We start from the raw sequence: 25826 nt of genomic DNA, 5'->3' as shown, positions 1-25826 counted from the left end.
CGTGTGCCGGTGTGCTGCGCGCATGTCGCAGCCGAGCGTCAGCGAGGCGCGGGCATGAGTGGGATCGAGCTGGACAGTTTCGCCACCACTGTTCTCGCAGACGATCCGGTGGTGCGGGACCATCGGGTGCACGGGGTGCGGATTCTGCCCGGTGTGGTGTATCTCGACATGATTCTGCGTGCCGCGATGGCAGCCGGCTACGCGCCGGCGGACCTGGTGATCCGGGAGGTGTTCTTTCACCGGCCGGTCGCCTTGGACTCCGGCGGCGCGGTGCGCATCGCATTCCGAGTGGACGCGAGCAGCGGTCGCGTTCGGATCGATGTGCAGCGGCTCGACTCGGGCGAACCGACCGGGCCGATCGAGTTGGTTGCGGAATGCGTTGTCGCACGGTCGGATTCGGTCGCGGATCCGGAACCCATGGACCTGCGTGCAGTTCGGGCGGCGCTGGTCGCGGCCCGTGGCCTGGACGAGATGTATCAACAGAGCGGTAGCCGCGGCATCGAGCATCGCGATTTTATGCGCGCCGCAGGCATTTTCGGTCGTCATGAGGATGTGGTGACCGCGGAGCTGACGCTGGGCGCCGAAGGGGCGGCACACCTGCCCGGGTTCCTGCTGCATCCGACGTTCTTGGATGCGTCGACGATCGTGCCGTTCGTCGATCCGCGTCGACTGGGCATCGATGACGACAGCGCGTTCATTCCGATCCACTTCAGCGAGGTTCGGGCGTGGCGCCCGACGCCGGAGCGGGTATTGGTGCATGCCGCGGTTCGCGGCCCCGGCCACGCACAGGATCTATTGCGAGCCGAGGTGCGGCTATACGACGAGGCGGGCCGACCGGTCGCGGACTATCGGCTGACCTCCAAACGCGTTCGGGGCAGCACAGATATCCATCGGTTACTGACCGAGTCCTACGCGGCACCCCCGGCGGCGCCGGCCTCGACCGGTCCGAGCGGACCAGCACCGGCCGAGACCGGGTTCGCGCCGAGCCAGCAGGCGGATACGCGGGATCCGCGCGCGGTGATCACCGCGGACCTGGTGGTGCTTGTCGCCTCCGAGACGGCCATCGACTCCACCGGGGTCGCGACCGATGTGGGTTTCTATGAGCTCGGCCTCGATTCGAGCCGACTACTGCGTTTGACCGCGGAGTTGGAAGCCCGGGTCGGTGAACCGCTGTATCCGACCCTGCTGTTCGAGTACCAGACCATCGATGCGCTCGCCGGGTATCTGGCCGACACGGTCGGCGCGCGGTACCGTGCAGCCGCGACGGCGCCGGTGGCGGCAGCGCCGGTCGCACTGCGCCGAGACAGTTTGGTCACCTTCGGATTCGATTGGCAGCCGGCGGATACGCCGTACCGGCGACAGGAGCCCGACAGCCTGCTCGTCTTCGACACCGCGGATCAGCCGTATCGGCACCAGGGGCGGGCAACGGTCGTCCACGTTCGGCCCGGTGGTGAATTTGTCTCAGGTTCCTCCGAATTCATTGTCGATCCGGCCGACCCGCGGCATCTGCGGTTACTGCTCACCGAGCTGTCCACCCGCGGTCGAACCTTCGACGCGGCGGTGTATCTGTGGAGTGAGCGCCACACGGGAACCGAGGTCGACCCGCACCGGATCGCGGAGCAGGTGTATCTCCCGTTACGCGAGTTGGTGCGGGCCGTGGCGGATGTTCCGGACGCGCCCGTGCGACGGATCCTGGTCCTTTCCACAGCGTCCACACCGGGAAAGCTCAGCAGCGCGCTGATCGGTGGCTTCGCGCGCACCGTCCGGCTCGAGCTGCCGCGGCCGATCGTCCGGGCCGTGCTGTGTGACACCGCCGCCGATCTCGATGCCGCGATCACTGCCGAACTCGCCATCGACGACCACGACGCGGCGACCGAGATCCGCTATCGCGAGGGCCGCCGCGAGGTCCGCACACCACAGGAAATCTCCCTTGCCGCAGCGAGAACGGCCGCCCCGCTGCTCGAACAGCACCCGGTGGCGATCGTGACCGGCGGCTTCGGCGGCATCGGTCAGCAACTCGCCCGAAAGCTCGCGCGCGAGTACCGGGCCCGGCTGCTACTGGTGTCGCGCAGTCCGCTCGACGAGTCGGGGGCAAGGTTGCTCGCCGAGATCACCGGCCTCGGCGGCGAAGCCGTTCATGTGCGGGCCGATATCGCTGTCGCCGCCGAAGTCGAACGGGTCGCGACTATCGCACGCGCCACCTTCGGGCGTGTCGATGCGCTGTACCACGGCGCCGGAGAGCTACACGACGGTCTGCTGACCAGCACGACCGGTGATGCGGCGAGATCGGTTCTCGCCCCGAAACTCTGCGGTGCCCAGTGGCTGATCCGGGCGGTCCCGGAGGCGCGCCTGATGGTGCTGTTCTCGTCGGTCTCCGCGGTCTTGGGCAATCCGGGACAAGCGGATTACGCGGCGGCGAACCGGTATCTCGATGCCTTCGCCGAACTGCACGACAACACCGCGGGATCACCGCGGGTGATCAGCATCAATTGGCCGCTGTGGGCCGAGGGCGGGATGCGCCCGCCCGCCGAGCAGATCGAGGCGTTGGCGCGGGCGGGAATCGGTTTGCTGCCCACCGACATCGGGCTGGATCTGCTGATGTCGGCCGCGTCGGCCGATCGTGCCCAAGTGGCCTGTGTCTGGGGCGACGCGGAAGCCGTGCGTGCACGACTACGCCCGGGTCCGACCTCCCCTGCGGCTACACCGACCGAGATTCCCTCCGTGCACCCCGCCGAACCCGAACCCGCACAGCAGCGTAGCGGCGCCGAGAACGACACCGCCATCGCCATTGTCGGCATCAGCGGTCGATATCCGGATGCCGACACCCTCGACGAGTTCTGGCACAACCTGCGCGACGGGCACGACGCGGTCGGACCCGTCCCGGCCCAACGGTGGTGGCTCACCGCCGCCGATCGCTCGGCAGGCTTCCCACCGATGACGGGTGGGTTCCTGCGGGGCGTGGCCGGTTTCGATCCGCAATTCTTCCGCATCCCGCCCGCGCACGCCCCACTGATGGATCCACAGGAGCGACTGTTCCTCCAGCAGGCGTATGCGGCGCTCGAACACGCCGGCTACCACCACGAGGATCCGGCCGTCCGGGATCGGCGGGTCGGCGTATTCGTCGGCGCGACCTGGAGCGACTACCGGCTACTCGGAGTGGAAGCCACACGCACCGGCGATCCCGTTGCGGTGGCATCGATTCCGTCGTCCATCGCCAACCGGACGTCGTACACCCTCGGCCTGCGCGGGCCGAGCCTCACCGTGGACACGGCATGTTCGGCATCGCTGACCGCGTTGCATCTTGCCCGGCGCAGTCTGCTGGAGGGCGAGTGCGACGCGGCGATCGTCGGTGGCGTGAACTTGCTGCTGCACCAGGACAAGTTTCTACTGCTGAGCAGTTTGGGCATGATGTCGGACACCGGCAGATGCAGGCCGTTCGGTGCGGGGGCCGACGGTTATGTGCCAGGCGAAGGGGTTGGTGCGATCTATCTCAAACCGCTGCGTACCGCCCTCGCCGACGGCGACACCATCCACGGCCTGGTGCTGGGCAGCGCCGTGAATCACGGAGGGCAGACCGCCGGATACAGCGTGCCCCATCCCGGCGCGCAGGCCGAGGTGATCACCGAGGCGCTACGCGCGGCCGGAGTCGAACCGGGGTCGATCGACTACATCGAGGCGCACGGTACTGGAACCGCGCTCGGTGATCCGATCGAAATCGCCGGCCTGGCAGTGGCATTCGGGCCGCCCATCGGCGAGGGGCTTCAGCGTGCACTCGGCTCCGCGAAGTCGAATATCGGGCATCTGGAGGCGGCCGCGGGTATAGCGGGCCTCACCAAGGTGCTGCTGCAGTTCCGGCACGGCCGTATCGCACCGACCTTGCATGCCGCACAGGTGAATCCGGCGATCGCGTTCGACACGGTGCCGTTCCATCTGCCACAGCAGCTCGAAGACTGGCCGCGCGCCATCGTCGAGGGCGCTGCGCGGCCGCGCCGTGCGGGGCTCAGCGCCTTCGGTGCGGGCGGTGCGAACGCCCATGTGGTGCTCGCGGAGTTCATCGACCAGCGGGCGCGGCCCGCGGTGACCGGCGAGCCGGAGGTTTTCGTCCTCTCGGCGCGGTCGCCCGACCGACTCCGGCGCTACGCCGAGACGATGGCGCGGCATTTCCGCGCACTGGATCCGGGCGATTTCGCCGATGCGGTGCGCACTCTGCAGGTCGGCAGGCCCGCACTCGCGCATCGGCTCGCGGTCGTCGCGACCGGCCCCGATGCGGTGGCAATCGCGCTCGAGCAGTACCTCTGCGACCAGGCGAGCCCCGTGGTGACCGGAACACTGGGCGCCGGTGCGCGGTCGGCAGAACTCGGGCCGGTGACCTCCCCCGAGCAGACGGCACGGCAGTGGGTCGCGGGAACCGCCGTCGACTGGACCGAACCAGCCCGACGGATACCGTTGCCGGGATACCCCTTCGATCAACGGGACTACTGGATCAGCGCGCCACCGAAGTCCGGATTCGACGCGGCCGTGGCACGATTCGAGTCCAGCCCGCGCCAGGGCGGGATCGGCGAGCCCGGACAAGCGGAGCTGGCGCGTTACGCGGCGATACGCCTGTTCGGCGTGTTGACCGACCTCGGACTTGCGGCAGGGGAGTGGTCGGTCGAATCGATGCGTGGGCGCCTCGGTGTGCTGGCCCGCTTCGAGCGACTGCTCACCAGTTGCCTCGACATCCTGCTGCGGCACGGATTGGTGCGGGACGCGGGTGCCGGGATCGTGGTCACCGGGCCACCGCCGGGAACGACTTGGATGCGCACGGATCTGCTGGCCCGATTCCCCGAGACCGAACCGTATGTGACGCTGCTCGACGCCTGCCTGACCGCCTACCCACAGGTGCTGCGCGGCGAGCTGGCGGCGACCGAGGTGCTGTTCCCGCGCGGCGAACTCGAGCTGGTCGGCGCGATCTACCGAGGGAACGCGGCCTATGACTTCGCCAACGGTCTGCTCGCAGATCTGGTGGCGGCGGTCGCGCGGCAGCGGGCCGACAAGCAGGAACGGACAGGCGATGCACTGCCGCTGCGGGTGGTGGAAGTCGGCGCGGGCACCGGCGGCTCGACACACGCCGCGGTAGCCGCGCTGGTGGCTTCCGGAGTGCCGTTCGAGTACCACTACACCGACGTGGCGCAGAGCTTTGTCGCACACGGCCGGCGTACCTTCGCCGGCCAGGCCGGAATGCGTTTCGGGGTGCTCGATATCGAGGTCGATCCGGAGCGGCAGGGGTTTCCGGTCGAGGGTGCCGATCTCGTGGTGTGCGCCAACGTCTTACACGCGGTGCCGGCGATCGGACCCGCCCTGCATCATGTCCGCCGTCTGCTCGCGCCCGCGGGGGTGCTGGCGTTCACCGAGGCGACCACCGATCTGGAGGTACTCGCGCTGACATTCGGATTGCTCGAAGGCTGGCACGGGTATCGGGATCCCGAACTGCGGATCGCGCACTCGCCGTTGCTTTCGGAGGATCAGTGGCGCGTCGCGCTGACGAACGCAGGCTTCACCGGTGTGCGGGCTTGGGGTCCCGGGTTGTTCGCCGACACGGAGCCGAGCTTCCGCCTGCTGGCGGGGGTGAGCGACGCCGTGCCCGCGCTCGTGGCCGCCTTCCCGCAGCAGGATGCGGTTGGCATCGTGACGCCGCCCGCGTCGGCTGATCCTGTGAACTCGGTGGACATTTCGAGCCTCGAAGCCGAGATCACCGGCATGGTTGCAGAGGGGCTCGGGGTGTCGGGCGCCGACGTGCATCCGGAGCTACCGCTGTCCGAGTACGGCGTCGACTCGATTCTCGCGGTCAAGATCATCGACCGGGTCAATGCCCGCTACCGATTGTCACTGCGGCCGACAGCGGTCTTCGATCACCCGTCGGTGCGGCAACTGACCCGACGGATCGCCGACGACGGCGCAATCGCCGCCGCGGCACCCACCGAAGCGTCGTCAGCGGCCGCGGCCTCGGCGCCCGACACCGCCGCACCGGTCGCCACAACACCCCGTACGCCGGCATCCGCCCGCCCCGCGATCGCACCGTCGATTCCTGCGAGAAGGACGGCTCCGCAGTCGATGGATATCGCTGTCATCGGAATGTCGGGGCGGTTCCCCGGCGCCGCGAACCTCGAAGAATTCTGGCGAAATCTTGCCGCCGGACGGGATGCGGTGACCGAGGTTCCGCCGTCGCGCTGGCCGATCACCGACTATTTCCGGCCGGGACCGGTGACGCCGGGCAAGACCTACTCGAAATGGGGCGGCTTCCTCGACAACGTCGACCGCTTCGATCCGATGTTCTTCGATCTGGTGCCCGCCGAGGCCGACTACATGGACCCGCAGCAGCGGTTGTTCCTCGAACACAGCTGGCTGGCGCTGGAAGACGCCGCGATCGATCCCAAGTCTTTGCGGCGCAGCCGATGTGGCGTATTCGCCGGGTCGCCTGGATCCGATTACGCGACCCTGCTGCGCAGCCGCGCCGAGTTCGGTTCGCACCATATGTTCACCGGCAACAGCCCGGCAATCCTGCCCGCCAGGGTGGCCTACCACCTCGATCTCACCGGACCGTGTCTCGGGCTCGACACCGCATGCTCGTCGGCGTTGGTCGCGGTGCATCAGGCCTGCCGCAGCCTCGCCACCGGTGAATCCGAGCTTGCGTTGGCGGGTGGGGTGGCGGTCTTCGTGACGCCCGAGTACCACCTGTTGGCCGCATCGATGGGGATGCTGTCGCCACACGGCCGCTGCGCGAGCTTCGACGCTTCCGCCGACGGGTTCGTTATCGCAGAAGGCGTCGGGGTGGTGGTATTGAAGCCCCTGGCCGCTGCCGAACGCGACGGCGACCCGATCCAGGGGGTGATTCGTGGCATCGGAGTGAACCACGACGGTCGCACCAACGGCATCACCGCACCGAGTACCCGCTCCCAGACCGAGCTGGAACTCGATGTCTATCGGGCCAACGGAATCGACCCGGCGAGCATCGGCTACATCGAAACGCACGGCACCGGAACACGGTTGGGCGACCCGATCGAGATTGCGGCACTCACCTCGGCATTCCGCCACTACACCGACACGGTAGGCACCATCCCGGTCGGCTCGGTGAAGTCGAACATCGGGCACGCGTCGCACGCGGCGGGGATGGCGAGCCTGTTCAAGGTGCTGCTGGCGATGCGTGCCGGGCAGATTCCACCCTCGTTGCACGTCGATTCGGTGAACCCGCTACTGGATCTGGCGAATTCGCCGTTCTTCGTCAATACCGACCTGCGCGCGTGGCCGGACGGGCCGCGGCGAGCCGCCGTCAGCTCCTTCGGATTCAGCGGCACCAACGCCCATCTCGTCGTAGACGGCCACCCGCCGGTTCGGGCACCCCATCGGGACACCGGCAGCGGTGGAGCGCAAGTGGTGGTGCTATCGGCACGCTCTGCGGACAGCCTCGGTCGCGCGGCGCGGGCGCTGCGCAGGCATCTGGCCGCGCACCCTGAGGTCGCGCTCCCGGATATCGCGCGTACCCTCGCCTTCGGCCGAGCGGCCTTCGAGTACCGCCTGGCGATCGTCGCGGATTCCGTCGACGGCCTCGCGGCCCGCCTGGCGGACTATATCGAAGGCGACACTCCGATACGTGTTTTCACCGGTCTGATCCCCGACACCATCATTGCGGAGCAATCCGCGACGGTGGTCGCTGATCCGAACGCGGCCGCGCGGCGATGGGTCGCAGGAGAACGAGTCGAATTCGCAGGCTGGTCATCGGAATTCGCACAGCGGGTGCACCTACCGGGATACCAGTTCGAGCGGGAACGGTGCTGGGTGCCCGACGCAGGCGCCGCATCCGAGATCACCACCGCGGCGCCAACAGTTGCGGAGCCGGCGATTCGACCGACGCACGTCGATACACCGGCACCCACTGCGGAACCGGCGCCTCGGCCCGGGGCGTCCACCGACGATGCTCCCCTCCAGCAGAGCGCGCAGGAGTATCTCAAGGGTCTTCTCGCCGTGTATTGCCGACTGGATGCCGACCGGATTCGCACACGTATTCCGTTGCAGGACTACGGGATCGATTCGGTACTCATCAGCAGGATGAACGATCGGCTCGAGTCGGACTTCGGTGCACTGCCGAGCACCCTGTTCTTCGAGTACCAGACCGTCCGGGAGCTGGCGGGCTATCTCACCGAGGAACACCCTGAACGGTTGGCGACGCTGCACATCGCGGCCGCGCGGCCGGTAGCGCCCGACGCACCGGCCTCCGCCACCGCTACCCCGTCATCCGGCCCGACCGGCTACGGGACCGGCATGGCCTCCGCCGCCACAGCCACTGTCGATGCAGTGGCCACCAGCCCCGCACCCGACGTGGACGACGAAATCGCCGTCATCGGTATGGCGGGCAGATTCCCGATGGCGCAGGACATCGAAGAATTCTGGGCCAACCTGGTTTCCGGCCGCGACTGCATCATCGAGGTGCCGCCGGACCGGTGGGATCATCGCGCTTTCCACTCCGAAGACCCCGACGAGCCCGGCACCACCTATGCGCGCTGGGGCGGCTTCATCGATGATGTCGACAAGTTCGACGCACGATTCTTCGGTATCACCCCCAAAGATGCCGAGGAGATGGACCCGCAGCAGCGGCTGTTCCTCGAAACATCCTGGGCTGCATTGGAAGACGCCGGTTACTCGCCGGATCGGGTGCGGGCCGGAGCGCGGGCACGCGGACTGGTCGACGCCGGCGTCTTCGCCGGTGTCGGGTACGCCGAGTACCAAGCCTTCGTCGGTGTGCCGATCTCTGGCTATTTCGCCATCCCCAACCGAGTCTCGTATCACCTCGGTTTCAGCGGCCCGAGCATGGCGGTGGACACGGCGTGCTCCGCCTCGCTGACCGCCCTGCACCTCGCGTGCGAGAGTCTGCGCCGCGGTGAATCCGCGTATGCCCTCGCAGGCGGTGTGAATGTGTCGATTCACCCGGGGAAGTACCTGTTGCTCGGCTACGGACGGTGGGCCTCCACAGATGGCCGCTGCCGCTCGTTCGGCGCAGGCGGCGACGGCTACGTGCCGGGCGAGGGCGTGGTCACCCTGGTGCTCAAGCCTTTACGACATGCCCGCGCCGATGGGGACCGGGTCTACGGCGTGATCCGCGGCAGCGCCGTCAACCACGGCGGCCGCACCAATGGGTTCACGGTGCCGAATCCGACGGCCCAGGCCGATCTCATCGGCCGCGCACTGACCACGGCCGGGGTGGATGCCCGCGACATCGGCTACGTCGAGGCGCACGGCACCGGTACCGCGCTCGGCGATCCGATCGAGATCGCGGCGCTGACGAGGGCCTACCGCCGGTCTACGACCGCGCAGGGGTACTGCGGCATCGGCTCGGCCAAATCGAGTGTCGGGCACCTGGAGGCGGCCGCGGGCGCCGCGGGCGTGGTGAAGGCGCTGCTGCAACTGCGCCACCACACGATGGCGCCGAACCTGCACAGCGACCCGTCCAACCCGGCGATCGATTTCGCCGCGACCCCGTTCCGTATCATCGACACACCTACCGCATGGCCGCGGCCGGATGACGGCACACCGCGGATCACCTCGGTCAGCTCGTTCGGTGCGGGCGGGGCCAATGCCCATGTGATTCTCACCGACGCTGACCAGCTCCCACCATTCGAGCCGGATGACCGGCCACGGCTTGTGGTGCTGTCGGCGCGCGATGCCGATCGCCTGACCGATGCAGTCAGCCGATTGACTCGTCGGCTGCGGGCGAACCCGCTGCCACTCGCTGATGTGGCCTGGACACTGGCCGTCGGCCGTGCGCCGTTCGAGCATCGGCTCGCCGTGGTGGCCACCTCGACGGCGGAACTGGTCGCGCTGCTGGAGAGTGCGGCCGATCCCGCCGCGCGGGTGCCCGCGGCGGGGCTGCTGGTGTTCCGAGGCGTGGCCCGCACCCATCGTGAGCTCGACGAGTTGCCCGGTGAATCCGAGGCGGACCGCACCGAGCTGCGCGGCCTGCTGCGTTCCGGCAACCTGCCGCGAGCGGCCGAATTGTGGACCGCCGGGTGGACAGTGGAGTGGGAACGGGTCTACGAGCGCCCCTTCGGCCGCATCGTCAGCTTGCCCACCTACCCTTTCGCGCGGCGCAGGCATTGGATCGTGCCCGAGGACTACCGTCGCCGCACCGAGCCCACCGGGACGCCGCAACTGGTGGCGAAGACGGTTGTTGCGCAGAGCCCCGAGCTGGCCGACTCCGGCCCGCGTAACCGCCACCGACCCAATAGTGCTGCCGCGCAGAGTATCCCGGAGTCGGGCGAGGCGAACACCGATACCGAGGATGGCAACGGCGTTGCGGTGGCTGCCTTCCCGATTGCGGCCGACCCGGAACCCGCAGCGCCTGCGGAACCCGACGAAGAGCTGCGCGCCCTACTGCAGGAGCAGATCCGCGATATCTTCGCCGATCTCACCAAAACGGATCCGGCAGAACTCGAGCTGGACGCGGATTTCGTCGACTTCGGCTTCGACTCCGTGGCCACGGTGCGGATGCTCAACCGACTCATGAAGCTGCACGAGGTCAAGATTCCTGCGGAGTCGATCGAGCTGTATCCGACGATCAGGTCACTGGCCGACTACCTTGTTGCCGAAGGGATCATCGCTTCCTCGACCCCGCCGATCGGCGCTCCGCAGAGCACGGCTACCGCACGCGCGGCCGCTGCGCAGGACGACATCACCGTCGTCACTGTGGACGCACCGATCGCAGTGGAGTCGGTCTTCATCACCGGCGTCACCGGTGTGCTCGGCGGCAAGGTGCTGCACGATCTGCTGGTGCACACCGACGTTCGGGTGACCTGCCTGGTGCGTGGCACCTCGTTGGCCGCGGCCGAGAAACGGATCAAGCACTTCCTTGCCACCTACGACCCGGACGGCGCCCTCGACGACGCCTTCGCGGCCAGGGTCACGCCAGTGCTCGGTGATGTATCGAACGACCGATTCGGCCTGGACGAGGTGACCTGGCGCCGCATCGCGCAAGAGGTCGACCTGACTATCCATGCCGCGGGCCGCACCACGCTTGTCACCTTCTACGACGCGCTCGCACCGATCAACGTCGAAGGCACAAGGCACGCCGTCGATTTCGCGCTGCAGTCGCGTGGTAAGTACCTCGTGTACATCTCGAGCTTCAGTGCGTTGGGTGACCGGCTCAACTTCAACAACCCGCCGTTCAGCGAGCGCGACCTCGAATTGGGCCAGGGCTACGACCATCTGCCGTACCAGCAGACGAAATACGAGTCCGAGAAACTCATCAGGGCGGCCGGCGAGAGTGGCCTGCTGTGGGACATCGTGCGTCCGGGAAACATCATGGGCGACAGCGTCACCGGGCGATACCCGTTCTCCGAGGTGAGCGTCAAGGGTGCCTACTACGACATCCTCAAGACGATGATCGAGACCGGCGAGACGATGCTGACGCCGGTGCACTGGGACATCACCCCGGTCGACTATGTCAGCGCGGCCATCGTGCACATCGGGTTGCGCAGACCGACCTATCGCGAGACCTACCACCTGACCAACCCGGACATCCGGCGCTACTACGACGTCGTGCGCTACGTCCAACGGGCCGGGTACGACGTAGATCTCGTGCCGCTCGAGGAATTCCATCGCCGGGCCAGCGAACGGCAGATCTATCGCCGCGGCACCGACGAGGTCTACGACAGCCAAACCCTGGAGATGTTCAAGTATGGCATCGAGCTCTTCGGCTTCATCCACTACGAGGAGAGCTCCTACGCCGATGGCGCGTACACCCGGCGGGTGCTCGGCGCGGCGGGCATCGACTGTCCGCCGACCGAGCGGCTGGTCCAGGTCTATCTGGCCCACTGCGCGGAGGTCGGCTACATCCCGGCGCCGAAGACGGCCGAATCGACTGTCGAGGCGGCGCGATGAGTGGGCATTACGCCGTCCCGAGTCCACCTGTCTCGAGCAGTCCACAGGTCGGTCCCCGACGAGGGGGAGTCGCGGATGGAGGGACGGGGCTGATGAGACCCACATATTCGGCGTTCGTCTTGCCGATGGGGTCCGCGGAGGTAGGGCGATGAATGCCGAGTGCACCCTGGTCTTTCCTGGTCAAGGCGCGCAGCGGGTCGGAATGGGCGCGGACTTTTGCGCCGAATTCCCGGTCGCACGTGCGGTTTTCGACGAGGCGGCCGAGGCCGTAGGGGAGGATCTGCTGCGGATCTGCGTCGAACGGGATCAGCGGCTGCATCGCACCGAGTACACCCAGCCCTGCGTGCTCACCATGGAGATCGCGGCACATCGGGTGCTGACGGCCGAATGCGGTGTGCGGTCGGTCGCATTCGGCGGACACAGTCTCGGCGAGTACAGCGCGTTGGTCGCGGCCGACGTCCTCGAGTTCGCCGATGGGGTCCGACTGGTCCGAGCCCGCGGTGCGCTCATGCAGCGGGCGGTGGCGCAGGGCCGTGGCGCGATGGCGGCGCTCATCTTGCCGGACATCGCCGCGCACGGAGTGGCCGAACTCGTCGCCGGCGTCGGCGCCGAGGTCGCCAACGACAACTCGCCGGAGCAGCTCGTCATCAGCGGCGCCACCGAGGCCGTCGCGGCCGCCAGAGTGCTGCTCGCCGAGCGTCTTCCGGAGCTGCGGTTCGTTCCACTGCGGGTGAGTGCGCCCTTCCACTCCCGGTTGATGCGGTCGATCGAATCGGAATTCGCCGGGTACGTCGCCGACTGCGCGCCGCGGCTGCGTGCGGACCGTGCGACCACGGTGACCTCGAACTTCACCGGCGAGTTCCACCGGCCCGAGACACTCGCCGATCATCTCGTCCGCCAGATCAGCGCGCCGGTGCGCTGGCAGGACAATATGCGAGCACTCGGTCGCACCGGAACGGCGATCGTCGAAATCGGCCCTTCGGCGCCCCTGTCGAAGTTCTTCGCGGCAGTCGGGGTGGAGGTGTCGCGACTGGTGACCGTTGGGGATCTCGCGATGTTCCATTCCGGGCCACCGCAGGCGGCTGTGCGCACGGAGCCGACCCCAGCGCGAATGCCGAGTGCGCGGCCGGTGCCACCAGCGGCGAGCATGCCGGCGACGCAGGCCCCGCCGCCCACGCCGAGTGGACGGCCCACACCATCACCCGAACAGCCGGTCGTATCAATCACATTCGGTGCGGGCGACACCGCGGATCGGCTGGTGTTGCAACGGCGGCAGACCACACCTGCGCGGTTGCGCCTGTTCTGCTGGCCGTTCGCGGGTGGGAAGGCCGCGGCCTACACGCCGTGGCGGACCCGGTTGCCCGACTGGGTGGAGTTGTGCGCCGTCGAATTGCCGGCCAGGCACCATCATCTCGGGCAAACACCGATGCGCGGATTCGGGGAATTAGTGGATGCCGCAGTGGCGCAGGTGGTTTCGCTCACCGAGTTGCCGTTTGCCTTCTTCGGCCACAGCCTCGGCGCGCTGACCGCCTTCGAGGTCGCGCGTCGACTCCCTGCGGGGGTCACTCCGGAGGTGCTGTTCCTCGCCGCGTCGGTGGCACCGCACCTGCCGCGACCGGGACGTCTGTCGAGCCTGTCGGATGATCAATTCCTCTCCGCGGTAGGGCATTACGGCGGCATCCCACCCGAGGTCCTGGATACCCCGGAGGTGATGGCATTGTTCCTGCCCGCATTGCGCAGCGACTTCGAGATCTTCGACGACTATCGGTTCGTCCCGCACCCGCCACCGACCTGCCCGGTCCACCTCTACGGCGGACGGGACGATCGCCAGGTGGCGGCCACACAACTCGAGGCTTGGCGCGATGTGCTGCCGGGGGTTCGCTCCATCGAGCTGCTGCCGGGCGGTCACTTCTTCCTCCTGGACCAGCGCGACGCGCTGGTCCACTCCATCGCCGACAAGCTGCGCACCGTCTATCCGAACGCGGTACCCGCCTGATGAAGGGATCACTCCATGAAGGTCGAAGTCCTCACTCCGTCCTGCAATCTCGACACGGTCCGCGACGGCCGCGGCGGCATATTCACCTGGGTGCCTCCGGAACCGCTGCTGGAGTTCAATCTGATCTATATGCATCCGGGCAAGGTGCGCGGCCTGCATTATCACCCGCATTTCGTCGAGTATCTGCTGTTCGTCGAGGGCAATGGCGTGCTGGTCACCAAGGATGACCACGAGGATCCGGACTGCCCGGAGGAATTCATCCACGTGTCCAAGGGGATCTGCACGCGCACGCCGATCGGGGTGATGCACACGGTGTACTCGATCACGCCGCTGACGTTCATCGCGATGCTGACCAAGCCGTGGGACGAGTGCGATCCGCCGATCGTCCAGGTGGCGCCACTGCCACACACCTTGGAAGGCAATGGGTGATGTCCCGGCTACGGGTGGCCGTCGTCGGCGCCACGGGTTACGTGGGCGCGGCGCTGGTCGAGGCTTTCGGCAAGCACCCCGACTACGAGGTGGTGCCCGTGGTCCGCGCGCACCACGAGCGGCTGCGCACCGCGGGCGGCTACGCCGTGCTGGTCAATGCGGCGTGCCCGTCGAAACGCTTTTGGGCCGAGCATAATCCGGCCGCCGACCGGGACGAGACGGTGACCAGGACCGAGTGGCTGCGGGATGCGTGGAGGTGGGACAAGTTCGTCCAGATCAGCAGCATCTCGTCCCGCACCCAACTCGACACCGTGTACGGTCGCAATCGCGCCGCCGCCGAGCAGTTATGCACCGGCACAGACACTTTCATCGTCCGGCTCGGCCCGATGTACGGCGGTGACTACCGCAAAGGCGTGCTGGCAGACATGGCGGCCGACCGTCCGGTGTTCGCCAACGGGCGATCCCGGCAGAGCTTCGCCCCGGTGGAGTGGTGCGCCGAATGGATCGCCCGCCACTCGGGCAGCAGCGGTCTGCGTGAGGTGGGCGCGCGCAACACGGTGACGCTGGCCGAGGTGCGGGATGCGGTGGGGTCGCGGTCGGAGTTCGCCAAGGACTACGTCGACGACCAATTCCCGGCCACCGTCACCGAGTCCGATTGGCCGGACGCGGCGACGGTGATCGACTGGCTTTCGAGGAGGCGGATCAATGGTGGGCCGGCGAACTGAGGCGGTGCCTACTCGGCCGGAGGTACTTCTCCGCGCACAACACGAGCAGAAATCGAACGCTGGTCGCCACGTCGCGGGTGCGCATCTTCGACGCGCCCGCCGTGCGGTTGAGCACGTGAATGGGTATCTGCTGGATGCGGAAACCGTTGGCGTTCATGATGTAGAGGCTTTCGAAGAAGAACGAGTATCCGGTGGACCGCACCCGGTCGAAAGCGCCGACCGGAACGGCGTCGAGCCGGTAGAATCGGAAAGCGCCGGTGGCGTCGTAGGGCATCCGCAACAGTGTCGTTGTGAGGAAATGCCCGACCCGGGTGAGGATCTTACGGAAGGGAGTCCAGTCGGCCAGGCTGTCCTCTTTGAGGTACCGCGATCCGACCACGATATCGAAGCCGACCGAGGCGGCTCGCAGCGCCGGCAGATACGACGGCGGATGTGCGAAATCCGAATCCATCGTGATGATGTTGTCGTATCCCTCGGAATAGGCCCATCGGATACCGTCCTGGTGCGCAGAGCCGACGCCTTTGCGACCCGGCCTGTGCAGCACGTGAATCCGCGGAGCGTGCTCCATCGCCAGATCCTCCAGCAACTCGCCGGTGCCGTCCGGCGAGTTGTCGTCGACGAAGAGCACATCGAAATCGGTGCCCTGGTCGAGTATTTGACCGAGCAACGGCCCGACGTTGCGACGCTCGTTGTACGTCGGAATCAATATCAGAGTTCTTTCGGAGGCCGTGCTCATGCGGACCAATTTTAGTATGTCCGGCGACCGAAATATAGGTATTGCCCATGATTTCTACAACCGTTAGTCTCTGGTTGGAGGTTTGATGAGGAAGGCTTTGATAACCGGCATCACCGGCCAGGACGGGTCATATCTGACCGAATTCCTGTTGCAACAGGGATATGAGGTCCACGGAATAGTCAGGCGTGCGTCGAATTTCAATACCGATCGTATCGACCACCTTTATTCCGAAAGGCACTCGCAACGCCGGTTGTTTCTCCATTACGGCGATCTCATGGACTCCAGCAGCCTCAACCGGATACTGGAAGTGGTGCGGCCGAGCGAGATCTACAACCTCGGCGCGCAGTCGCATGTGCACATCTCGTTCCAGATACCGGAATTCACCGCGGAGACCAATGCGATCGGCACGCTGCGGATCCTGGACGCGATCCGCAAGACCGGCATCGCGACCAGGTTTTACCAAGCGTCGTCGTCGGAGTTGTACGGCGGCTTGCACGATGTCGCACTCAGTGAGGACACGCCGTTCCACCCGCGCTCGCCGTACGCCGTGGCGAAGCTCTACGCATACTGGATCACCGTGAACCATCGCGAGGCCTACGGGATGTACACGGTCAACGGGACCTTGTTCAACCACGAATCACCCAGGCGTGGAGAGGTTTTCGTCACCAGGAAGGTGACTCGCGGTGCGGTGCGAATCGCGCAGGGGAAACAGGATCGGCTTTTCATCGGCAACCTCGACGCGCGACGGGACTGGGGTTACGCCAAGGAGTACGTCGAGGCGATGTGGTTGATGCTGCAGCAGCCGGAGCCGGACGACTACGTCATTGCGACCGGAGAAACGCACAGCGTTCGCGAGCTGTGCGAGGTAGCGTTCTCGGCAACTGGTATCGAATTGGTTTGGGAGGCAACAGGACTCGAGGAAAAGGGGATCGACCGGCGCACCTCGCGGGTGCTCGTCGAGGTGGATCCCACCTACTTCCGGCCCGCCGAGGTACACCATTTGACCGGCGATCCGCGCAAGGCCAAGGAGAAGCTCGGGTGGGAGCCGAAGACGAGTTTCACGGAGTTGGTGGAGTTGATGGTTGCCCACGATATGGAGAACGCGTGACGGAGGCGTTGGCGGTGCACCGCCGCATGAGAGGTCAGGCCCGGAGGAGGCAGCATGCGTAACCACGTAGGGCCCCGATCATGCCAGATTGAACGCTGCCGGGTGTGCGAGAACACCCGGCTGGAAACGGTCGTCGATCTCGGCACGATGGCGTTGACCGGGGTGTTCCCGGCTACCGACCCGCTCGAGGTGCCGCGCTATCCACTGGAGCTGGTGCGCTGTGTGCGCACCGGAGCCGAGGAGTGCGGGCTGGTGCAGCTGCGGCATACTGCGAACTTCGACGAAATGTATTCCGCTGGTTACGGATACCGCTCCGGCCTGAATCGCTCGATGATCGACCATCTGGGTCGTCGGGTGGCGCGGATCCGGGCCAGGGTCGACCTCGGACCCGACGATGTGGTGATCGACATCGGCAGCAATGACGCGACATTGCTGAAGTGGTACCCGGCCGACGCCGCCACCGTGGTGGGCATCGATCCGCTGGGGGAGAAGTTCCGGGAGTTCTACCCCCCGCATGTGCGGTTGGCGACCGGATACTTCTCCCGCGAGTTGGTTGCCTCGCTGCTGAACGGCCGGCGCGCCAAGGTGATCACGTCGATTGCCATGTTCTACGACGTGCCGAGCCCGCTGGAGTTCATGCGCGACGTGCACGACAGCTTGACCGATGACGGCATCTGGGTACTGGAGCAGAGCTATCTGCCCGCCATGCTGGCCACCACGTCCTACGACACCATCTGTCACGAGCACCTCGAGTACTACACCCTCGACCAGATCGAGTGGATGGCGCAGCGGTGTGGCTTCGTGGTGCTGGAGGTGGAACGCAACACCATCAACGGTGGCAGTTTCGCGCTGACGCTCGGCAAGCGGGGCGCCCCGACCGCCGCTGATGCGGCCGAGTTGGCGCGGATGCGCACCGAGGAGGCCGGTCTCGGCCTGCATACACCGGAGATCTACGCCGACTTCGCGAAGCGGGTCGATCAGCATCGGGAGCAGGTCAGGACGTTCTTCGACCGGTCCAAGCGGGCCGGCCTGCGCACGCTCGGCTACGGCGCCTCCACCAAGGGCAATGTGCTGTTGCAACACTGCGGGATCGGGCCATCGGATCTGCCGTGCATAGCGGAGGTCAACGACGACAAGTTCGGCAAGTACACGCCGGGCACCGGCATCCCGATCGTGTCCGAGGCGCAGGCGCGTGAGCAAGCGCCGGACCAGTACTTCGTGCTGCCCTGGCACTTCCGCTCGATGATGGTCGAGCGGGAGCACGAGTTCCGTTCCACCGGTGGGCATCTCGTATTCCCACTGCCCGAGCTGGAGGTGGTATGAGATGACCATCGTCGTCACGGGCGCATCGGGACAGGACGGCACGCTGCTGACCAACCTGCTCGGCGCGCGTGGCCATCAGGTGGTCCCGCTCAGCCGCGCTGGGCCGGTCGACATCACCGACGCCGAATCGGTCGCGAGGTTGATTGCGGCCGAGCGACCGCTGCAGGTGTATCTGCTTGCGGCAGTCCAGCATTCCTCGCAGGATCCGCCGGTGGATCCGCGCGAGCTGGCCCGCGACTCGCACCGGGTGAACACGCTGTCGGTGCAGCACTTTGCCGAGGCGATCGATCGCTATGAGACCGGCACCCGGCTGTTCTATGCGGCCTCCTCACATATGTTCGGTCCCGGCGACGGCGACGGCGCCGACCGGGACGAGGACAGCGGGTTGCGGCCACAGTCGATCTACGGGGTGAGCAAGGCCGCAGGCCTATTGGCCTGCCGGGCCTATCGGGCCCGTGGCGTGTTCGTGTCGACCGGGATCATGTTCAACCACGAATCACCCTTGCGGGCCGAGAAATTCGTCAGTCGCAAGATCGTGCGGGCGGTCGCCCGGATCCAGCAGGGCGCAGCGGAGGAGTTGGTACTCGGCCGGCTCGACGCGGGCGCGGACTGGGGATATGCGCCGGACTACGTCGAGGCGATGACCCGGATCCTCGCCCTCGACGAACCTGCCGACTTCGTGGTCGCGACCGGTGAATATCACACGGTCGCGGAATTTTGCGCGGTCGCGTTCGGTATGGCCGGACTGGACTGGCGAGAACATGTTCGCGAACGCCCCGCCATGCTGACCCGCCACCAGCAGCCACTGGTGGGCGACGCGCGCAGGTTGCGCGAGCGGACGGGATGGCGGCCCTCGGTGGATTTCCGCGGCCTGGTTCGAGCCATGCTCGCGGCCGAAGGGGTGTGCCTGGTCGACGAAGCGAGGCCGGTGGTCACCGGCGGAACGGATGGCTGATGTGAACCTGAACGACGAGAATCTCTCTGCCGCGCAACTGATCTCCATCGCGGACGGGGTTTACGAGGAGACGGCGGCGCGACTCGGCGAGATCGGCACCGAAACGGTGATCGACGCGGTGCTGAAGGAAATCGCCTGGCGGGCCCACGATGGCGTGCCGCCGAGTCGGCCGGTCACCGCGGTATTCGAGTTGACCCACGAGGGTAAGCAACTGGATTACCTGGTCACCTTCGGTGCCGAGGACCCGGCCGTCGCCCCCGGCACTCTGGAGGATCCGTGGCTGGTGGTGCGGCAGGATCTGGTGGAGTTGCTGCGCGCGGTGTACGGGCCGCCCGACGCCGAGGTCGGTACCCGCTCGATCGCGCTGAAGGACGAGCCGGGGCCGGGCAGTTTCGTGCCGGACGATCCGTGGCGGATGGCCCGCGACGCCGCGGCGCGCGCCGCTGACGGCATCGTGACCGCCTGCGCCACACATCATTACGACCTCGGCGCGCTGTCGCTGCGATTCGGCTCGGACAAGTGGGGCGGCCACTGGTACACCGAGCACTACGAGCGGCATTTCGCACCGCTGCGCAACAGTCGCGTGCGGCTGCTGGAGCTGGGTATCGGCGGCTATCAGGCACCGAACGTCGGTGGCGCCTCGTTGCGCATGTGGAAACAGTACTTCCGTCGTGGCATGGTGTATGGACTGGACTACTTCGACAAGTCCGGCATCGCCGAACCACGGTTGCAGCCGCTGCAAGGCGACCAGGGGGATCCGGCGTTGCTTGCCGAACTCGGTGGCTCGCTCGGTCTGTTCGACATCATCATCGATGACGGCAGCCATATCAGCGGCGATGTGATCGCCTCGTTCGAGGCACTGTTCGCCCATGTGCGTCCGGGTGGGTTGTATGTGGTGGAGGACACTCAGACCTCGTATTGGACCGGCTGGGGCGGCAGCAGCACCGAACTCGACAGTCCGGCGACCACAGTCGGCTATCTCAAGACCCTTGTCGACGCGCTGCACCATCAGGAATTCGAGAAGGATGCGGGGCGGCAGCCTCGCCCGCACGACGAGTGGATCGGCGCGGTGCACTTCTACCACAACATCGTCGTCATCGAAAAGCGCCGCAACAGCGAGCAATCCGCTCCATCATGGGTGCCGCGGCATACCAATCCGATGGAGTGGATGAAGCCGAAGGAGTGAGGGTATGAGATTCCTCGTCGTCCCGGTACCGTCGTCCGGGCACCTGTTGGCGATGGTGCCGTTCTGCTGGGCGCTGCGGCTGGCCGGTCACGATGTGCTCGTCGCCTCGCGCAGCGACGTCACGGCCACCGCGCGGCGTTCCGGGTTGAACGCAGTCGAGTTGGCGGCACTGAACGTGCCGATGGACGAGCTGCGTACCCAGGTGAACCCAAGTATGTTCCCGCTACCGCTGTTCGCCGACCGGGATCAGGCCTCAGGTCAGGGTCTGTGGCATATCGCCGCGCAGAACTGGTGCAACCACGCGACCCGGCACCTCGACGTATTCGCCGACGTGGCCAGGGACTGGGGTGCCGACGTCGTCCTCACCGACCCGCTGGCGACCGTCGGTCGCGCACTCGGAGCCGTCCTGGATCTGCCTGTGCTGGTGCACCGGTGGGGCATCGATCCGACCGGCGGGCCGTTCATGGAACGTACCGCGGCATTGGTCGCGCAGGCGGGTGGTGAGCTGGCCGACCCCGTCGCCGTGCTGGACATCTGCCCGGCGAGTGTGCAGGCGCCGGACGCGCCGCCCGGCACGCCGATCCGATTCATCCCGTTCAACGGGACCGGCGTGCTACCCGACTGGCACCGAAACGACGAGGGGCGCAAACGGATCGCGGTCTGTCTGGGCGGCAGCACGCTGAGCCTGACCGGGCCGCGCCCACTGCGTGCGATTGTCGAGTCGCTGTCCGCGGTCGCGGACGCCGAGATCGTGGTCGCGCTCTCCGCCACCGATCGGGCGCTCGTCGGTGAGTTGCCCGATCGCATCCGCGTTGTCGAAGAGGTGCCGTTGCAACTGTTCCTGCCGGGATGCGATCTCCTGGTGCACCACGGCGGTTCGACGACCGGCCTCACGGCCGGCTGGTACGGCCTGCCGCAACTGGTGCTGCCGCAGATGTTCGACCAGTTCGACTATGCCCGCGGCATGGTGCGCGCGGGCGCGGGGCAGGGAGCCGAAGATTCGGCCGCGCAAGCCGATACGAACGGGCTGGCCGAGTCCATCGGGACGCTGCTGCGTGAACCCGGGTTCCGCGCCGCCGCCGAACAGGTCGGGGCCGATATCCGTGACGCGCCGACGCCCAACGAGGTAGTGGCGCAGATCGTCCCGGAGCTCGCCGATCGCATCGGCGCGCGGATCAGATAAGACCACCGCGACGTCCTCGGGCAGGACCATGCTGAAGTTGGAAAGCGCAGGTTGTACATGATATCCAGGACCTGGACGAGGTTCCGTGGCGCACTCGACTACTACGCTGCGATGTACGCGGTGTTCGTCGTCGGCATTCTCGTCCCCATCGTGATGATTACACTGTCGCTCACCGGACTACCGGGTGCGGTTACCGCGCTGCTCGGAATCCTCTGCGCGGCAGTACTGTTCGTCCTTTTCGTACCGTCGGTGCCCGTCGAATGGCGGGACGTGGTGCGCAGTAAGCCGATCGTGGTGCGGGTGCTGTGGAGTGTGGTCATCCTCGCCGTGGTGCTGGTGCTCGCCCGGCTGACGCAGTTCATTCTCGACGCGAACAACGTGGACAGTTCGCTGTCGGCCGAGGACGACTTCCTGGTGAAGAAGTCCCATCTGACCGGCTATGTCAGCGGTGCTCTGGTCGCCGAGGACGACCCGGCCAACCTGTACAACCGGCATCGGTACGAGTCCCCGCAGGCGGATTCGGTGCTGCCGAGCGTACTGCCGCAGGACCGGGACGCCTATCTATACCCGCCGCCGTTCTTGCTGCTGCCACGGCTGCTGCTGGTGTTCAGTCACGATTTCGGCACACTGCGGGCGCTGTATTACTCGTTGTACGTCGCTATCGTGCTGATCGGCATGCTGGGGATCGCCCGCTGGGTGGGCGGTAAGCAGGGCGGCGTGCTCGCCGCGTTGACGCCGGTCGTGTGGCTCAGCCTACCCACCCTTGCGACCTTGCAGATCGGCAATATCCACGTGCTGATCCTGTATGTCGGCGGTGCGGGCGCCATGGTGCTGTTCCACTTGCGTCGCAACATATTCGGTGGCGCGGCACTGGCGTTCGCGATCATCGCCAAGGTATCACCGGCGATCCTGCTGGTGTATCTGCTCGTACAACGACGTTGGCGACCCGCGGCATGGACCGCCGCATTCTGCGGAATCTATTCGCTCGCAACGCTGGTTATCTTCGGACGTGAGCCGTGGCGACTGTTCCTGTCCGACGGCACCTGGCAGAAGCTGGCCAGCGGCGAGTTCCATCAGTTCGTGCTCGTCGAACGGGCCAATCAGCTCGTCAACTATTCGCCCTACGGGCTGCCGTACAAGGCCAACATCATGGGCTGGGACATCGGCGATCCCACCGGACCGGCCCGGCTCATCACCAATATCTATACGCTGCTGCTGGTAATCCTGGTCGCAGTCACCGCGGTGCGGATCCACCGGCGGCTGCGCGCCGGAGCGGAAGGCGCGAGGTTCCGGGCCGAGAACCTCGCTATCTGGCTGGCGGTGCTCACGCTGGCCTCGTTCCGGGCGCCGTTCGGGCCGTGGGTGTACATTGCGGTCGGCGCGGTGTGGATGTTCGCGGTATACGCGGGCCTGATGCGGGGGAGCAAGCGCAACATCGCGCTGCTGACCGTGGCCTGGCTTCTTGTCGCGGTCTACAACGAGAACGTGTACTTCACCCTGGTTGCGCAGACGATCATCTACGTCACCTGCTTCGCGGTGTCCTGGCGGGCGAGCGGCGGTACGGAGGCAGGGGAAGCCCGCGGCGTCGCGGCGTCGGAACCCGAACCGGTCGGTGCGGCATGAACACCTACTGTGTGATCGGCGCCGGTGCGGCCGGATTGGTGACCGCCCAGGCGTTCGCCGCGCGCGGGATCGCGTTCGAGGTGCTGGAGGCGACCGACGGGATCGGCGGGATCTGGGACGCGCGCAGATCGGATTCGCCGGTCAGTCGCAATACTCATGTGATCGCTTCGAAAGGCGTGCAGGCGTTTCCGGGTTTTCCGATGCCGGAAGACTATCCGGACTATCCCGGTCATGAGTTGATCCTGCGCTACCTGCAGAACTACGTCGACGCCAACGAACTCGCACCGCATATCCGGCTGAACACCGAGGTGCGGCGGATCGGGCCCGTCACGGACGGACCGGAGGCCGGATGGGACGTGACCCTCGGTGACGGCACCAGGAAGTCGTACGCAGGCGTGGTCATCGCCACCGGGCACGACCGGACCCCGCGCCGCATCGACATCCCGGGCAATAGCACAGTGCCCGTGCTGCATTCGAGCGAGTACCGACATCCCGAACAGATCATCGGCAAGCGCGTCCTGGTGGTGGGCGCCGGGCAGTCGGCGGCGGACATCCTGTCCGACTGCGCGGTGAACGCGGCACTGACTCTGCACAGCAGTCGGCGTGGATTCTACTGCATGCCGAAGTATCTGCTCGGGCAGCCAACGGACAGCATGCTGCAGGGACGCATGTGGCGGCCGATGCGCAAGCGAGCGTTCCAAACGCTGTTCTCCTACCTGCGCCGCCGATCCCGATCGTTCGGACTGCCGGTGCCCGACTTCGACAAGGGCATCGTCATTCCGATGCTCGGCGATCAGCTGCACCACTACTACACGCACGGCGACATCACGCCGAAACCCGATGTCGCCGCGATCGAGGACGACCGAGCGACCTTCACCGACGGCAGCGAGGAGAAGGTCGACATGGTCATCCTGGCAACGGGTTTCGTGCCGAACTATCCGGTGGTCGACCGTGCGCACCTCAACTGGGCAGAGGGGGCGCTGCGACCGGGGCTGTACCTCAACATCTTTCCGCCCGGTGCGCTCGGCTTGTTCGTCGTCGGGATGGTGCGCCCGATCGGCTCCCACTGGGATGTCTACACCCACCAGGCCGAACTCGTCGCCGACTATGTGCAGGCGAAAGCGGCCGGGCCGCAACGGATCGAGCGCTTCGTCCGCGCGACCCACGGTGCGCAGCCCGATCTGTATGCCGGACTGCGTCTTTACCACGCCGAGCAGTACCCGCTCGTGGTGGAGAAACAGGATTACGTGAACCAGCTGCGCAAGCACGCGAAGCTGTTGAAGTGAAAGGTCCCACCATGAAAGCCCCTGGTCCAGGACTGGTCGAAACCGGCCGTATGCTGCCGAAACTGGCGAAGAACCCACTGGCCACCGTGGGCAGTCTGCTCGACGGCTACGGCGACGTGGTCCGGGTGAAGGCCGGGCCGATGCTGGTCTACCTGGTCGCGGATCCAATGCTGACCGAATACGTGCTCAAGGACAACTACACCAACTATCGTAAGAGCCCGATCTACGACGAGTTCAGCATCCTGCTCGGCGACGGCCAGCTGACCACCAACAACATGGACTACTGGCGCAAGCAGCGCAAGCTGATCAGCCCGGCGTTCTCCCATACGCACGTCAAGGGATTCGCCGACGACATCACCGGCAGCACAACGGCAATGCTGGATCGCTGGGATGCCGCGGCGGGCGAGTATCGCGACATCTACGACGACTACGTCGAGCTGCTGCTCGCGGTCACCGGGCGGATCCTGTTCAGCATCGACTTGTCCACGGACACAACGCAAGTCACCGATGCGATGCGAGCCGCCTTCGCGTTCATCATGAAGCGGGTCAACGCCCCGGTGAAGCTGCCGCAGTCGTTCCCGACGCCGGCGGCGCGGCGGGTCGCCCACAAGGTGGGCGAACTCGACGACGTCGTACGGCAGCTCATCGAGGAACGTAGGGGCGGCGGCGACACCTCGGACGTACTCACCACGCTGGTCCGCGCCCGCGACGAGGGCGGGCAGGGCATGCGGGAGGAAGACCTGCTCAACGAGATCAAGACGCTGCTCGTGGCGGGTCACGAATCACCGGCCAATGCGCTCTCGTGGGCGTGTTATCTGCTGGCCACGCACCCGCAGATCCAGGAACGCCTCGCAAGCGAGGTTCGCGACGCGCTCGGCGACCGTACCCCGGCTTTCGCCGACCTCGGGCAGCTCGGCTACTGCCGGATGGTCATCGAGGAGACGATGCGGTTGTACCCGCCCGCGTGGATCGTCGAGCGCACGCCGATCGCCGACGACGAGATCGGCGGGTATCACGTCCCGGCGGGCGCCCGGGTCACGTTGTGCATGTATTACATTCACCGCGACAAGCGGCTGTGGGACGACCCGGCGGAGTTCCGGCCCGAGCGCTTCGCCGACAAGGAAGTGGCCGAACGGCACAAGTTCGCGTTCTTTCCGTTCTCCGGCGGCCCGCGGATCTGCCTCGGCAAGGACATGTCGATGACCGAGATGGTGCTGATCCTGGCCATGACCGTGCAACGCTTCCGGCTCGAGCTGGACAGCGCGCACCCGGTTGTGCCGCTGGCGTCGGTGAACCTGCGCCCGGAGTTCGGCATTCGGATCCGACCCGTGCGCAGGGCCACCCAGCCGGCACTGACCTGACGGCG

The 25826-nt window shown here is 66.5% G+C and carries 13 protein-coding genes; 12 read left to right on the top strand and 1 reads right to left on the bottom strand.

The window, feature by feature from the left end; all coding sequences use genetic code 11:
* Positions 1 to 54: 54 nt before the first annotated feature.
* The 4 genes from OHQ90_RS27000 to OHQ90_RS26985 all read left to right on the top strand — a co-directional run bounded on the left by OHQ90_RS27000 (position 55) and on the right by OHQ90_RS26985 (position 15060).
* Positions 55 to 11910 carry an SDR family NAD(P)-dependent oxidoreductase gene (locus OHQ90_RS27000; RefSeq protein ID WP_328402098.1) on the top strand — a complete coding sequence of 3952 codons (11856 nt, stop codon included), beginning with the start codon at positions 55 to 57 and terminating at the stop codon, positions 11908 to 11910.
* Positions 11911 to 12058: 148 nt separating this feature from the next.
* Positions 12059 to 13906, top strand: a complete 1848-nt coding sequence (locus OHQ90_RS26995) for a thioesterase domain-containing protein (RefSeq protein WP_328402096.1) — start codon at positions 12059 to 12061, stop codon at positions 13904 to 13906.
* A 15-nt stretch (positions 13907 to 13921) separates the two neighbouring features.
* A complete protein-coding gene (locus tag OHQ90_RS26990; RefSeq protein WP_328402094.1) occupies positions 13922 to 14335 on the top strand; it encodes a cupin domain-containing protein in 414 nt (137 codons plus the stop codon).
* Positions 14335 to 15060, top strand: coding sequence for a hypothetical protein (locus tag OHQ90_RS26985; RefSeq protein ID WP_328402092.1), 726 nt, complete (start codon positions 14335 to 14337; stop codon positions 15058 to 15060). Before OHQ90_RS26990 ends, OHQ90_RS26985 begins: the two co-directional genes overlap by 1 nt.
* Here the strand turns inward: OHQ90_RS26985 and OHQ90_RS26980 are convergent.
* Positions 15038 to 15796, bottom strand: a complete 759-nt coding sequence (locus OHQ90_RS26980; RefSeq protein ID WP_328402090.1) for a polyprenol monophosphomannose synthase — start codon at positions 15794 to 15796, stop codon at positions 15038 to 15040. The genes OHQ90_RS26985 and OHQ90_RS26980 overlap by 23 nt on opposite strands.
* Positions 15797 to 15881: 85 nt before the next feature.
* Between OHQ90_RS26980 and gmd the strand changes: the two genes are divergently transcribed.
* From gmd to OHQ90_RS26940, 8 genes are read left to right on the top strand one after another with little or no spacing between them, the layout of a single operon-like run.
* Positions 15882 to 16904, top strand: a complete 1023-nt coding sequence (gene gmd, locus OHQ90_RS26975; protein ID WP_328402088.1) for a GDP-mannose 4,6-dehydratase — start codon at positions 15882 to 15884, stop codon at positions 16902 to 16904.
* A gap of 54 nt (positions 16905 to 16958) precedes the next feature.
* Entirely contained in the window at positions 16959 to 18227 is a 1269-nt protein-coding gene (locus tag OHQ90_RS26970; protein WP_328402086.1) for a class I SAM-dependent methyltransferase, read from the top strand.
* 1 nt (position 18228) lies between these two features.
* The gene (locus tag OHQ90_RS26965; RefSeq protein WP_328402084.1) at positions 18229 to 19182 is read left to right on the top strand and encodes a GDP-mannose 4,6-dehydratase; all 954 of its coding nucleotides are present in this window, start codon (positions 18229 to 18231) and stop codon (positions 19180 to 19182) included.
* Complete coding sequence (locus OHQ90_RS26960) at positions 19175 to 20368, top strand: class I SAM-dependent methyltransferase (RefSeq protein ID WP_328402082.1); 1194 nt, start codon at positions 19175 to 19177, stop codon at positions 20366 to 20368. The genes OHQ90_RS26965 and OHQ90_RS26960 overlap by 8 nt, the downstream gene beginning before the upstream one ends.
* A 4-nt stretch (positions 20369 to 20372) precedes the next feature.
* Positions 20373 to 21551 carry a nucleotide disphospho-sugar-binding domain-containing protein gene (locus tag OHQ90_RS26955; protein WP_328402080.1) on the top strand — a complete coding sequence of 393 codons (1179 nt, stop codon included), beginning with the start codon at positions 20373 to 20375 and terminating at the stop codon, positions 21549 to 21551.
* A gap of 57 nt (positions 21552 to 21608) precedes the next feature.
* The gene (locus OHQ90_RS26950) at positions 21609 to 23174 is read left to right on the top strand and encodes a glycosyltransferase family 87 protein (RefSeq protein ID WP_328402078.1); all 1566 of its coding nucleotides are present in this window, start codon (positions 21609 to 21611) and stop codon (positions 23172 to 23174) included.
* Positions 23171 to 24460 carry a flavin-containing monooxygenase gene (locus OHQ90_RS26945; protein ID WP_328402076.1) on the top strand — a complete coding sequence of 430 codons (1290 nt, stop codon included), beginning with the start codon at positions 23171 to 23173 and terminating at the stop codon, positions 24458 to 24460. The genes OHQ90_RS26950 and OHQ90_RS26945 overlap by 4 nt, the downstream gene beginning before the upstream one ends.
* Positions 24461 to 24471: 11 nt before the next feature.
* Positions 24472 to 25821, top strand: a complete 1350-nt coding sequence (locus OHQ90_RS26940; RefSeq protein ID WP_328402074.1) for a cytochrome P450 — start codon at positions 24472 to 24474, stop codon at positions 25819 to 25821.
* The last annotated feature ends 5 nt before the right edge of the window (positions 25822 to 25826 follow it).

This window comes from Nocardia sp. NBC_00403, assembly GCF_036046055.1.
Classification (GTDB): Bacteria; Actinomycetota; Actinomycetes; order Mycobacteriales; family Mycobacteriaceae; genus Nocardia.
Note: the sequence above shows the minus strand (reverse complement) of the source record. Positions and strands in the feature narration are given on the sequence as shown.

What these genes read in the sequence shown, in the direction of transcription:
- gmd (WP_328402088.1), top strand. Translation starts at nt 15,882, where the DNA reads ATGAGGAAGGCTTTGATAACCGGCATCACCGGCCAGGACGGGTCATAT.
- OHQ90_RS26965 (WP_328402084.1), top strand. Translation starts at nt 18,229, where the DNA reads ATGACCATCGTCGTCACGGGCGCATCGGGACAGGACGGCACGCTGCTG.
- OHQ90_RS26970 (WP_328402086.1), top strand. Translation starts at nt 16,959, where the DNA reads ATGCGTAACCACGTAGGGCCCCGATCATGCCAGATTGAACGCTGCCGG.
- OHQ90_RS26945 (WP_328402076.1), top strand. Translation starts at nt 23,171, where the DNA reads ATGAACACCTACTGTGTGATCGGCGCCGGTGCGGCCGGATTGGTGACC.
- OHQ90_RS26980 (WP_328402090.1), bottom strand. Translation starts at nt 15,796, where the DNA reads ATGAGCACGGCCTCCGAAAGAACTCTGATATTGATTCCGACGTACAAC.
- OHQ90_RS26940 (WP_328402074.1), top strand. Translation starts at nt 24,472, where the DNA reads ATGAAAGCCCCTGGTCCAGGACTGGTCGAAACCGGCCGTATGCTGCCG.
- OHQ90_RS26995 (WP_328402096.1), top strand. Translation starts at nt 12,059, where the DNA reads ATGAATGCCGAGTGCACCCTGGTCTTTCCTGGTCAAGGCGCGCAGCGG.
- OHQ90_RS26950 (WP_328402078.1), top strand. Translation starts at nt 21,609, where the DNA reads ATGATATCCAGGACCTGGACGAGGTTCCGTGGCGCACTCGACTACTAC.
- OHQ90_RS26960 (WP_328402082.1), top strand. Translation starts at nt 19,175, where the DNA reads ATGGCTGATGTGAACCTGAACGACGAGAATCTCTCTGCCGCGCAACTG.
- OHQ90_RS26985 (WP_328402092.1), top strand. Translation starts at nt 14,335, where the DNA reads ATGTCCCGGCTACGGGTGGCCGTCGTCGGCGCCACGGGTTACGTGGGC.
- OHQ90_RS26990 (WP_328402094.1), top strand. Translation starts at nt 13,922, where the DNA reads ATGAAGGTCGAAGTCCTCACTCCGTCCTGCAATCTCGACACGGTCCGC.
- OHQ90_RS27000 (WP_328402098.1), top strand. Translation starts at nt 55, where the DNA reads ATGAGTGGGATCGAGCTGGACAGTTTCGCCACCACTGTTCTCGCAGAC.
- OHQ90_RS26955 (WP_328402080.1), top strand. Translation starts at nt 20,373, where the DNA reads ATGAGATTCCTCGTCGTCCCGGTACCGTCGTCCGGGCACCTGTTGGCG.